At 63.9% G+C, this 10,872-nt stretch carries 11 protein-coding genes; 3 read left to right on the top strand and 8 right to left on the bottom strand.

Going from position 1 to position 10,872, the window contains the following annotated elements; all coding sequences use genetic code 11:
* The coding region (locus tag LCF59_RS07400; RefSeq protein ID WP_292286807.1) for an alcohol dehydrogenase catalytic domain-containing protein at positions 1–854 on the bottom strand (854 nt) is incomplete at its 3' end.
* Between the two features lie 241 nt (positions 855–1,095).
* Here LCF59_RS07400 and LCF59_RS07395 point away from each other — a divergent pair.
* The 3 genes from LCF59_RS07395 to zapE all read left to right on the top strand — a co-directional run bounded on the left by LCF59_RS07395 (position 1,096) and on the right by zapE (position 4,501).
* Positions 1,096–2,763, top strand: a complete 1,668-nt coding sequence (locus tag LCF59_RS07395) for a DNA polymerase Y family protein (protein ID WP_292286818.1) — start codon at positions 1,096–1,098, stop codon at positions 2,761–2,763.
* Positions 2,764–3,059: 296 nt separating this feature from the next.
* Positions 3,060–3,401: a DUF2794 domain-containing protein gene (locus LCF59_RS07390; RefSeq protein ID WP_292286806.1), complete on the top strand. Its 342-nt coding sequence runs from the start codon at positions 3,060–3,062 to the stop codon at positions 3,399–3,401.
* A 41-nt stretch (positions 3,402–3,442) separates the two neighbouring features.
* Entirely contained in the window at positions 3,443–4,501 is a 1,059-nt protein-coding gene (gene zapE / locus LCF59_RS07385; RefSeq protein WP_292286805.1) for a cell division protein ZapE, read from the top strand.
* Positions 4,502–4,838: 337 nt separating this feature from the next.
* Here the strand turns inward: zapE and LCF59_RS07380 are convergent, their stop codons facing one another.
* The 7 genes from LCF59_RS07380 to LCF59_RS07350 form a co-directional block, all read right to left on the bottom strand.
* Entirely contained in the window at positions 4,839–5,534 is a 696-nt protein-coding gene (locus LCF59_RS07380) for a hypothetical protein (RefSeq protein ID WP_292286804.1), read from the bottom strand.
* The gene (locus tag LCF59_RS07375; protein WP_292286803.1) at positions 5,531–6,115 is read right to left on the bottom strand and encodes a rhodanese-like domain-containing protein; all 585 of its coding nucleotides are present in this window, start codon (positions 6,113–6,115) and stop codon (positions 5,531–5,533) included. Before LCF59_RS07375 ends, LCF59_RS07380 begins: the two co-directional genes overlap by 4 nt.
* 108 nt (positions 6,116–6,223) lie before the next feature.
* On the bottom strand, positions 6,224–7,462 hold the full coding sequence (locus LCF59_RS07370) for a folylpolyglutamate synthase/dihydrofolate synthase family protein (RefSeq protein ID WP_292286817.1): 1,239 nt from the start codon (positions 7,460–7,462) through the stop codon (positions 6,224–6,226).
* A 35-nt stretch (positions 7,463–7,497) separates the two neighbouring features.
* Positions 7,498–8,430: an acetyl-CoA carboxylase, carboxyltransferase subunit beta gene (gene accD, locus LCF59_RS07365; RefSeq protein ID WP_292286802.1), complete on the bottom strand. Its 933-nt coding sequence runs from the start codon at positions 8,428–8,430 to the stop codon at positions 7,498–7,500.
* 65 nt (positions 8,431–8,495) lie between these two features.
* Positions 8,496–9,410: a DMT family transporter gene (locus LCF59_RS07360; RefSeq protein ID WP_292286801.1), complete on the bottom strand. Its 915-nt coding sequence runs from the start codon at positions 9,408–9,410 to the stop codon at positions 8,496–8,498.
* Between the two features lie 283 nt (positions 9,411–9,693).
* Positions 9,694–10,071: a hypothetical protein gene (locus LCF59_RS07355; RefSeq protein ID WP_292286800.1), complete on the bottom strand. Its 378-nt coding sequence runs from the start codon at positions 10,069–10,071 to the stop codon at positions 9,694–9,696.
* A gap of 10 nt (positions 10,072–10,081) precedes the next feature.
* Complete coding sequence (locus LCF59_RS07350; protein WP_292286799.1) at positions 10,082–10,855, bottom strand: DUF6478 family protein; 774 nt, start codon at positions 10,853–10,855, stop codon at positions 10,082–10,084.
* Positions 10,856–10,872: the final 17 nt, after the last annotated feature.

Here is a 10,872-nt window from a genome sequence, read left to right as displayed (position 1 = left end):
CTCTCGCCCCATCCCTTGTGGGCGCATTCCAGCGCGTCGCGCATCACCTGCACGTTTCCGGTGGCGTCAAAGGTATAATCCGCGCCGCCCTTGGTCAGGTTCACGAGATAGGGCACAAGATCGCCCTCGACCTCTCTGGGGTTGACGAAATCCGTCATGCCGAACTTTTCGGCCATCGCCACCTTGTCGGGGTTGATATCGACCCCGACGATCTGGTCCGCCCCGGCAAGCCGCAGGCCCTGGATCACGTTGAGCCCGATACCACCCAGACCGAAGACAATCGCGCGGCTTCCCATCTCGACCTTGGCGGTGTTGATGACAGCCCCGATCCCGGTGGTCACGCCGCAGCCGATATAGCAGACCTTGTCGAAGGGCGCGTCCTCGCGGATCTTGGCCAATGCGATTTCCGGCAGGACCGTGTGATTGCTGAAGGTCGAACACCCCATGTAATGCAGGATCGGATCGCCATCGAGGGTTGTGAACCGCGATGTGCCGTCCGGCATCACGCCCTTGCCTTGCGTCTCGCGGACCGACTGGCAAAGGTTGGTTTTGGGATGCAGACAATATTCGCATTGCCGGCATTCCGGGGTGTAAAGCGGGATCACGTGATCGCCGGGTTTCAGGCTGGTCACGCCCTCCCCGATCTCGACGACAACGCCGGCGCCTTCGTGGCCCAGGATCGCCGGAAACTGTCCTTCCGGGTCGGCCCCCGAGAGGGTAAACTCGTCGGTGTGGCAAATACCGGTGGCCTTGATCTCGACCAGGACTTCCCCGGCGCGCGGGCCGCCGAGGTTGACCTCCGTGATTTCCAGTGGCTTGCCGGCTTGTGTGGCAATAGCGGCCCGTGTGCGCATGATGCGTCTCCCTTGATAGTCGGTTCGCGATGACCCTTGCTCTAAAACCGCAGCTTTGCAAGCGCTAGGGGCTGGACCCGTTGATTCCGACACCTCGGGCCGGAAAATTGCGCCTTGCCAGTGCCGCGACGAGCGGTGCGACCGACAGAATCTGCGGCGGACCCGTGCCGGGTTTCTCTCGACTCTCAGGGGCTGCGAGATGTATGGAACAAATATAGAACATCTGCTGCCCGCGAGTCTCATGATCAATCGCCGTGTCCTGTCCATCTGGTTTCCCCGGCTGGCCGCCGAACGCCATATCCGCCACGATCCCAATCTGGGGACGGTGCCGTTTGCCGTGGTGCGCGACTCAGGGCAGGCGCAGGTGCTGGCGTCGCTGTCGCCGCTGGCGCAGGCGGCGGGATTATACGCGGGTCAGCCGTTGCGCGATGCCCATGCGATGTCTGCCGATCTGCTCACCCGCGTGTCGACCCCGCATGCCGAGGCAGCCTTTCTGGGTGTGCTGCACCGCTGGGCGGGCAAGTTTTCGCCCTGGGTCGCGCGCGAGGAACCCGATGCGCTGGTGATCGATCTGACCGGCTGTGCACATCTCTTCGGGGGAGAGGAGCAACTGGCGCAACAGGTGGAACAGGATTGCACCGATCTGGGCCTCACGGTGCAGCTTGGCATTGCCGACACGCTGGGCGGGGCCTGGGCGCTGGCGCGGTTCGGCGGCGGGCAGGGGCGCGCGCATCACCGCAACGGCGACGCGATCGACCAGGAGGCGCGCGCCACCCGGTCGCGGGCGGGCAAGCGGCGGCACTGGGAGCGTGGCGGTGCAGCCCCGACACGGGCCACGGCCCCGGCGCGGGGCCACACCCGCATTGCCGCGCCGGGGGAGACCTACAAGGCATTGGCGCCGTTGCCCATCGCTGCGCTGCGGCTCGAGGATCACACGATGGCGCAGCTATCCCGGCTGGGTCTGCGCCGGGTGAGCGATCTTGTCGAACAGCCCCGCGCGGGCCTGGCCCGGCGCTTTGGCCGGGGGCTGGTGGCGCGCATGGATCAGGCGCTGGGCGCGCTTCCCGAACCGGTCAGCCCGGCCCCGCCCCCCGACCGCTTTGCCACCCGGCTCAGCCTGCCCGATCCCATCGGGCTCGAGGACGACGTGATGGCCGCCATCGATCGGATGCTGCCCCGCCTGTGTGCCGCGCTGAACAAGAAGGGGCGCGGCGCCCGCACGCTCCGGTTCGAGGCATATCGCGCCGATGACACGATGCAGTGGATGAATGTCACGCTGGCCAGACCGTCTGACGACCCCGATCACATCCGCCCGCTCCTGGGGCTCAAGGTAGCGGACCTGGATGCGGGCTATGGCATAGATATGCTGCGGCTCGAAGCTGTGGTGCACGAACCGCTCCATCTGCGCACCGTTCCGGGCCATCTCGAAGCCACCGAAGCCGGGCGCGCCCGCAGAGCGGGGGCCGTGCCGGGGTCTCTGGACCGGCTGATCGGGCGGCTTGGCACGCGCCTTGGCACCGACGCCATCACCCGCATACAGCCCGCCGACAGCCATATCCCGGAAAAAACATCCCTGGCGGTGGCTGCGGCATGGTCCGATCCGGTCCGGCACTGGCCGCAGCGGGACAAGCTCCGCCCGCTCCTGATGTGGCCGCCGGAACCCGTGATGGTCGCCGATGTGCCGCGTCTGCCCGCCACCTTTCGCTGGCGCGGCCGCGATCACCATGTCCACAGCACCCGCGGTCCCGAACGCATCGCGCCGGAATGGTGGCTTGATGATCCGGCGTGGCGCAGCGGCCAGCGCGACTACTGGGAGGTCGTCACCAAGCAGGGCCACCGCCTGTGGCTCTTTTACGCCCATGGCGGGGTGAAATCCTCGGGCTGGTTCTGCCAGGGGTCATTCGCCTGACCGGCGCCGAAACATGCGCAAGCGTCAAAAGGCGCGTGCGACATCCTTTTCGCCCGGACAGACATGCCAATGATCGCGCAACCCGCCCGGCGGGTACCCTCGCAGGTGCCCCGGCAGGAGGAACAGGGAAGACACCGACCACAGGCAGGGCATGGCAGGTCGCGCAAAACTGGATCGGTTCCATCGCGTTCAGGCCCGGCACCTGTTTTCAAAGCCGGGCGCCGGGTGTCTCTGAAAAACAAGACGATCGCGGTAAATTGCTTGATTTCGGACCCGCCTCTCACACATCATGGGGTATGAACAGTATCACGCCGTTTCCCGCATCGCATGGCGCACCCGAGCAGGTGGCCTTTCACCGGACCGAGCTGAGCGTGATCCTGTCGCTCTATGGGCGCATGGTCGCCGCCGGGGAATGGCGCGACTACGGGATATCCACATTGCGCGACGTGGCGGTGTTCTCGGTCTTTCGGCGCACTGCGGAAAACCCGCTTTACCGGATCGAAAAACGCCCCAAGCTGCGCAACCGGCAAGGGCAGTACGCGGTGATCGGCATGGATGGCCAGGTGCTCAAGCGCGGCCACGAGCTGCGCACGGTGCTGCGGGTGCTGGATCGCAAGCTGATCCGCGCGGTCGAATAACCCCTCTCCACAAACGCGCAAAGACGCGGTAATCGGCGCGTATGACCACCTTGCCCGAAATTTATGCCGCACGCGTGGCCGATGGGTCGATGACCCCGGATCCGGCCCAGGAAGCGGTTCTGCCAGAGTTCGAACGCATCCGCGCCGCGCTCAGCAAGCCACCCAGGCAAGGCCTGTTCCGAAAGTCTCCCGCGCCGCCCAGGGGATTGTACCTTTGGGGCGGCGTTGGCCGCGGCAAGTCCATGCTTATGGATCTCTTCGTGGCAAGCCTCGATATCCCGGCCCGCCGGGTACATTTCCATGCCTTCATGCAGGAAATCCATGCGGCCATTCACAAGGCGCGGCAAGAGGGTGTCGAGGACGCGATAAAACCGGTGGCCAAATCGGTGTCCGACAGCGTCCGCCTGCTGGCCTTTGACGAGATGCAGATCACCGATATCACCGATGCGATGATCGTCGGACGGTTGTTTGAAAAGCTCTTTGCCGATGGCGTTGTCGTTGTCACGACCTCGAACCGCGTGCCGGATGATCTTTACAAGGATGGGCTCAACCGGCAAATCTTCCTGCCATTCATCGACATGCTCAAGCAGCACATGGTGGTTCACCATCTGGCCTCGCCCACCGATTACCGGCAGGACAGGCTGGCCGGGGCGCAGGTCTATTTCACACCCAATGATGCCACCGCCAAGGCCGAGATCGACCGCGTGTGGCACGAACTCACCAACGGCCAGGAGGAGAGCCTGATCCTTCATGTCCAGAAACGCGAAATCGAATTGCCGCGCTTTCACAACGGCGTGGCGCGGGTGAAATTCTACGATCTTTGCGGCCGGATGCTCGGACCCGCCGATTACCTTGCCCTGGCGGCGGCGGTGCGGGTTCTGATCATCGAGGATATTCCCCGCCTCAGCCGCCAGAACTTCAACGAGGCGAAACGCTTTGTCACCCTTGTCGACGCCTTATACGAAGCCGGCGTGCGCCTGATCGCGTCAGCGGCGGCAGAGCCGGAAATGCTGTATGTCGAAGGCGCCGGCACGTTCGAATTCGAACGCACGGCCAGCCGGTTGCGCGAAATGCAGGCAGAGGGCTGGGGCGAGGCATAAAAAAAGAGGTCCCGAAGGACCTCCAAGGCTGCTCGATTGTTTTTGCCTGTCTTCAGGTCCTTGCTATGCCTTCCGTCGATGATGGCGCGAGGAAACGCCGAAAACACCTTGGGGCGATACGCCTTGGAAGGCGCGGTCGCCGGATGTGACCAGACATCCGCAGGGGCGCCCGAACCGGGCAGAGACCTTGCGTGTGTCAGAGCTGAAATACACCGAACTTCCCCTTGCTCCGTGACTGTCACATTGACCGCTCACGAGGACTGTCTGGACTTTGACATAGTGATTCGCATCGGTCAACATTTAGCTGCCCACTGTCCACATTTTCCTATCAGTGGCTTTAATTCCCAGATGTAGTAGCCACCGGCGCTGGAAGCGTCAGCACCATCCCCGGCGTCAGGCTGTCAGGCCGCGGCATGATCTCGGTGTTGTTCATGAACAGATGCGTGGACATGTTCGCATCGCCGTAAAGTGCCTCGGCAATACCGACCAGCGTGTCCCCCGTTCGCACCTGGTAGGTTCTGGACCCGGGGCTGTCATCGGCGCCGGTCGCCGCGTGCAAGGGCTCGGAACGGGGCGGCGTTGGCTTGCCCGCCGCAGGTGCATCGGTGGACATGCTGCGCTGGACAACGCTGTGTAGCAGGCTGCCGGGCTGGCCGGGGGCAGGGGCTTGACCGGTGGTGGCGGATTTGACTTGCGATATCGCACTGAATGTCATGTCGCGCAGGTTTGTCGGCTGATGGTCCGCTGTCACGGCTGGCCGCTGCCCGTCTGTGCCGGGGGGGTCCTGATTGACCGGGGTGACCTGCCGGGTCTTTGGTGCGGCCTCCTCCGCTTGCGCGGTCACGGCGTTCAGATCGTCCAGCCGGGCCGCATCGCGCGTGACGCTGGTGTCGACTGTATCCGAGACGATGGAGACCTGCGCCTGCCGCGAGGAGCCCGGCTGGAACACGATCAAAACCACGGTCAGACCGATGAAGGCCGTGCCCATGAGGGCCATCCGGATATAGCCTTGATGCGTGCCGGCCTGCGTCATTGCCCCACCTCCGTATTCAGCCCCAAGGCGCTCCAGCGCGCGGCACCGCCGCGATAATAGCCGATCTTGCCCGCCGGATACCCCGCATCAAGAAGATGCCCGATCACGGCGGTCGCATCGGCGTCGTCCGGCCCGCTGCCGAAGATCACAAGCGTGAATGCCTTCGCAAAACCGGGGCTGCTCTCGGCTGTCTGGACGCCGAGCGCAGAAAGAAGGTCGGATCGGTACGGATTGTCCGGCCGGAATGTCCTGACCGGAACGTTCACCGCCCCCGGCACGGATCCGGCGGAAAAAGTCGCGGGCATCCGAACATCGATCAAGAGGCCAGAGCCATCGCTGACAGGGTTTTGCAGGAAATCAATGACTTCCAATTCTCCGAAGGTCTCGACCCCGGCGGCGGCCCGCATCGGCTGAATACACGAAGACGGGCAGGACGGACCGCTGCGCGTGACCCTCATGGTGGACCCGTTCATGGTGAAGGAAAAAGCGCTGTCGCTTTCCGTGATGGCCGCGGATTGCGCCAGCAGCGGACCCCCTGCGATCAGGAGTGCTGCGCTTCCGACAGACCGTACCAATACCATGACAACACCCGGATAATCGCGAACCCGCGACAACTTCTCGATATGATCGACATATAGGCGTTTTGGTCCGGTTTCGTCAATATGAAGCGGATTCCCGCCACATTTTGTTTATTCAACGAGTCGAAGGACATGCCCGGCAAGATAAAGAGACCCGCAAATCAGCACACGGGCCCCTGGCGCGTCCCTTGCAATCTGCGACAGGGCCGCCGTGACATCCCCTGCCTCCTGCGCTGGCAGTCCCACGTCGCGGGCCGCCGCTGCGGTGGCTGCGGCGGGCAGGGTATTGGCCTCGTCCGGGATCGACACTGCGGTCAGATGATCGGCCACGCTGGCCAGCGGGCGCAGGTATCCGCGGACATCCTTGGTGTTCAGCATCCCGCAAACCAGGTAGGTGGGCCGCCTTGGCAGGCTGCGCAGATGCGTCGCGAGGGCCTCTCCCGCAGCCGGGTTGTGTCCGCCATCCAGCCAGAGATCGACATCGGGGGCGAGGACATTCAGCGTCGTGTTGGTCAACCGCTGCATCCGTCCGGGCCAATCGGCGCGCTCCACGGCCCCGTCATACGCGGCGTCGGGCAGTCCAAGATGCCGCAGGGCGGCAAGCGCCGCGCCGGCGTTTTGCACCTGGTGCAGACCGGGCAGGTTTGGCATCGGCAGGTCAAGCAATCCGGTTTCGTCCTGATAGACCAGCCTGCCGCGCTCGCTGGTGACGTGCCAGTGCTGGCCATGCACCAGCAACGGTGCCCCAACGCGCTCGGCCCACGCCTCGATCACCTCCAGCGCAGCCGCCTCTTGCGGACCGACCACGCAGGGCACGCCGCGTTTCAGGATTCCGGCCTTTTCGCCCGCGATCTCGCCCAGCGTATCGCCCAGATACCCTTCGTGGTCCATCGATACCGGCGTGATGATCGTCAGCGCCGGCCGTTCGATGACATTTGTGGCATCCAGCCGCCCGCCCAATCCGACCTCGAGCAGCGTATAATCCGCCGTCGTGCGCGCAAAAGCCAGCAACGCGGCGCAGGTCGTGATCTCGAAATAGGTGATATCCGCCCCGTCATTGGCGGCGTGGCAGACATCCAGAACCTCGGTCAGATGCGGCTCGGAAATCAATGTCCCGGCCAACCGGATCCGTTCGTGAAATCGCGCCAGATGCGGCGAGGTATAGGCATGCACCCGCGCACCCGTCGCCTCGAGCCCGGCGCGGATCATTGCCTGCGTCGATCCCTTGCCGTTGGTGCCGGCAATATGAATGACCGGCGGCAGATCGCGCTCGGGATGGTCCAGCGCCGCCAGAAGCGTCCAGACCCGGTCGAGCGTCAGATCGATGATCTTGGGGTGAAGCGACATCATCCGCTCGAGAATGATGTCGGAGCGCGGGGTTGCTGTCACGTGGTTTCCGGGTCCTGCATGGCCGACATTGGCGCGCTGTCAACGGCGCCGGGCGCGGGCAGATCCCCGGCCACGGGCGGCGGCAACTGCATCAGCATCCGAATGATCTGCACCAGCTCTTCGCGCAGCGCGCGGCGGTCCGTCACCCGGTCAAGCATCCCGTGTTCCAGAAGATACTCCGCCCGCTGGAACCCTTCGGGCAGCTTTTCCCGGATCGTCTGCTCGATCACCCGCGGGCCTGCAAAACAGATCAGCGCTCCCGGCTCGGCGATCTGCACATCGCCCAGCATCGCATAGGACGCGGTCACGCCGCCGGTGGTCGGATGCGTCAGCACCACGATATAGGGCAGCCCCGCCTCCTTGAGCATCTGGACCGCCACCGTGGTGCGCGGCATCTGCATCAGGCTCAGAATGCCTTCCTGCATCCGCGCGCCCCCGGCGGCGGAAAAAAGCACCAGCGGCCGGCGCAGCTCGACCGCCTTTTCAGCCGCGGCAATGATCGCGTTGCCGACATACATGCCCATCGACCCGGCCATGAAGCTGAAATCCTGCGCCGCGGCGACGACGGGTGTGCGCCCGACCTCGCCGGTGACGACCAGCATCGCCTCGGCCTCGCCGGTGGCTTTCTGCGCCGCGCGCAACCGATCCGGATATTTCTTCTGATCGCGGAAATGCAGCGGATCGACCACGGGTTCGGGCACGTCCACCTCGGTGAAAACACCGGCATCGAACAGCCCGGTAAACCGGTCGCGTGGCGTGATGTTCATGTGATGCCCGCAATTGGTGCACACATTCAGGTTGTCCGACATCTCGCGGTGAAACAGCATCGTGCCGCACTCATCGCATTTGACCCACAGGTTCTCGGGGATTTCCCGCCGCGAAAAGATCGAATTGATCCGCGGTCGGACGTAATTGGTGATCCAGTTCATGCAATGCGGCTCCGTCACCCTGTCTTGGCTGGACGTGATCTAAGCCTGCCGCGTTGGAAATGCAATCAGCCCTGAGGTGTCAGGTTCGACCGCGCCGGCCCGCGTTTGACCCCCAGTTGACGCTCGCGCCAGATGATCAGGATCCCGGCCGCGATGATCACGATGGATCCGACCACCGTGTGACCGGTCGGGATCTCGTCGAACACGGCATAGCCAATGGCCAACGCAAACAGGATCGATGCATAGTCGAACGGAGCCAGGAACGCCGCTTCTGCCTGTCGGTAGGACGCGGTCAGCAGGATCTGCGCCACGCCGCCGACCAATCCGGCCCCGATCAATTGAACCGCCGTCACGGTATCCGGCATCACCCAGCCGAACGGCGATGTCAGCAGCGCAAGACAGGAGGCCGTGACCGCGAAATAAAACACCACCGCCGATGTGGTTTCGTTCTGCACCAGCTTGCGGATATGCACATGCGCCAATGCCCGCAGCGTGGCCGACGCCAGAACCAGGGCGACACCCCAGCGCGCGCCGGTGCCCATCGCGGTGTTGCCCAGTTGTGGCAACATCACGATAACCACGCCCACGAGCCCGATCGCCACCGCCGACATCCGCACCAGCCTGACCTTTTCACCCAGCAGAAATGCCGCGAACAACACCGTCAGGATCGGTGCGGCATAGCCCAGCACCGTCACCTCGGGCAGCGGCAACAACCCCAGTGCGGCAAAGCCGCAGGCCATCGCGCTCACACCGAACAGGCCGCGCCAGAAATGCCCCGAGGGGTTGCGCGTCCGCAACCCGGTGCTCAACTCCCGTCGCAACGTCAGCCAGCCAAGGATCACCGGCAGCGCGAAGAATGATCGGAAAAACACCGCCTCCCCGGGCGGCACCACATCCGAGCTGGCCTTGATCAGGGATGCCATGATGACAAATAGAAACACAGCGCTGAGTTTCAGCGCCATGCCGCGCAACGGGGACATATCTTCTCCGGTTCAGGGTGTGGCCATGATTGCCCGTCTGGACCAGGAAGGTCAATCGCCGGTCCCCGACGACTGGCACCACATCCTCGGGCTCAGGCCCCGGGGCCAAACGGTTGCTGCCGGTTTTGCCCTGCGCGCCCGGCCTCATGGCGAGGGCGCAAGACGATCAAGATCTGAACATCGCATTTCCCGGACCGGGGCCAAACCTTAAGATTTTCCTAATCCGTCCCTGTAACTGCTTGATGTATATGGGCGTGCCAGCGTCCCAGCCGTGGGACGCCGCTCAGGCCGTGTCGCGGCAATGGCGGCGGAAGGACCGTTTCAAAAGGTCCAGCTCGGCCCGCAACAAGGCCATTTCCGACCGGATATCCTCGCCCACCGCGTCGCCTGCGATGATCGAGAAATCACCCAGGGACAGTCCCAGGTCAGCCTCCGAGATCACGAAAGTATGCACCCCGTCCGCGATCATGTTCGCCGGAACGGGGACCTTGATGCGCCAGGACGCCGGCTCCGGCAAAGGCTCGATCGATACGTCCGGAACCGCCCGGTCATGGACCCGGACATCCACCCGCGGGGTCGGGCTGTCATCGGCATCCCCGGCGATCACACCTTCCCAGACCCCTTCGAAAAAACGGCTCTTTGACAGCGAATAGGCGGTCATACCCAGCTCCTCACAACTCGGCGCGCGGACGGCGGCTGAAATACAGATCCCGCAGCACGACCTGGCTCATTTCCGGGCTCTCGAAGATCAGATCGACCCAAAGCCGCTCCACCCGCTTTTCGTTCAGATTGGTATAGGCCAGGTCAAACTCGACCACGAGCGCGCGATCGTTCGAGGGCAATTCCCGCACGATCTGTTCCGTGTTCGGCCCATGCTGGATATTCAGCCGCGCGAACACTTCCAGGGGCCGCTCAAGCTCAACGATCGCGTCGAACCGGACCAAATGCCGCCGCTTGAGATCATAGGCCGCGGCATCGGGCAGGTCGATCACCAGCGACAGGTAGGATCCGTCAAATTGGAACACATCCAGCCGCAATCCGTAGGCGGCCAGATCCTCGGCGCTGGTGTTGCGAAGCTGGCGCAGCGTCAGTTCTGACTCTGCACAGTCATGAAACAGGGTCACCTCGCGCCCCAGCGTGGATTTGTTTTCGACAGAGGAAATCCCTGGTACCGGAAGCGGCCCGCAAAAAAGTTCCGGGCGCCACGACCAATCGGCGTCATAAGGCACCGGCACCGCCTGGTTGCCCATCACGGGCAGGGCAAGCCGGTCATCGGCGACATGGATCAGTTCATCGAGGTGATATCTCATCCGCCGCGCCACCGCACGGTTGCGGCGCAGATCCTTGAGATCGGTGTCGCGCGCGGTCTCGGCCCAGCGGCGGAACCGTCTGAGCGCGGATTGCTGGAGCACGCGGTCCAGAAAACCGGGTTTCATTTCCGACATGAGCTGCTCGCTCCTGC

This window comes from Marivita sp. (assembly GCF_020055675.1).
Taxonomy (GTDB): domain Bacteria; phylum Pseudomonadota; class Alphaproteobacteria; order Rhodobacterales; family Rhodobacteraceae; genus Marivita.
The sequence above is the reverse complement of the archived record's forward strand: the minus strand, read 5'-3'. Positions and strand labels throughout refer to the sequence as shown.

Coding starts and splice junctions, on each gene's coding strand:
- LCF59_RS07395 (WP_292286818.1), top strand. CDS start 1,096: ATGATCAATCGCCGTGTCCTGTCCATCTGGTTTCCCCGGCTGGCCGCC.
- LCF59_RS07390 (WP_292286806.1), top strand. CDS start 3,060: ATGAACAGTATCACGCCGTTTCCCGCATCGCATGGCGCACCCGAGCAG.
- zapE (WP_292286805.1), top strand. CDS start 3,443: ATGACCACCTTGCCCGAAATTTATGCCGCACGCGTGGCCGATGGGTCG.
- LCF59_RS07380 (WP_292286804.1), bottom strand. CDS start 5,534: ATGACGCAGGCCGGCACGCATCAAGGCTATATCCGGATGGCCCTCATG.
- LCF59_RS07375 (WP_292286803.1), bottom strand. CDS start 6,115: ATGGTATTGGTACGGTCTGTCGGAAGCGCAGCACTCCTGATCGCAGGG.
- LCF59_RS07370 (WP_292286817.1), bottom strand. CDS start 7,462: ATGATGTCGCTTCACCCCAAGATCATCGATCTGACGCTCGACCGGGTC.
- accD (WP_292286802.1), bottom strand. CDS start 8,430: ATGAACTGGATCACCAATTACGTCCGACCGCGGATCAATTCGATCTTT.
- LCF59_RS07360 (WP_292286801.1), bottom strand. CDS start 9,410: ATGTCCCCGTTGCGCGGCATGGCGCTGAAACTCAGCGCTGTGTTTCTA.
- LCF59_RS07355 (WP_292286800.1), bottom strand. CDS start 10,071: ATGACCGCCTATTCGCTGTCAAAGAGCCGTTTTTTCGAAGGGGTCTGG.
- LCF59_RS07350 (WP_292286799.1), bottom strand. CDS start 10,855: ATGTCGGAAATGAAACCCGGTTTTCTGGACCGCGTGCTCCAGCAATCC.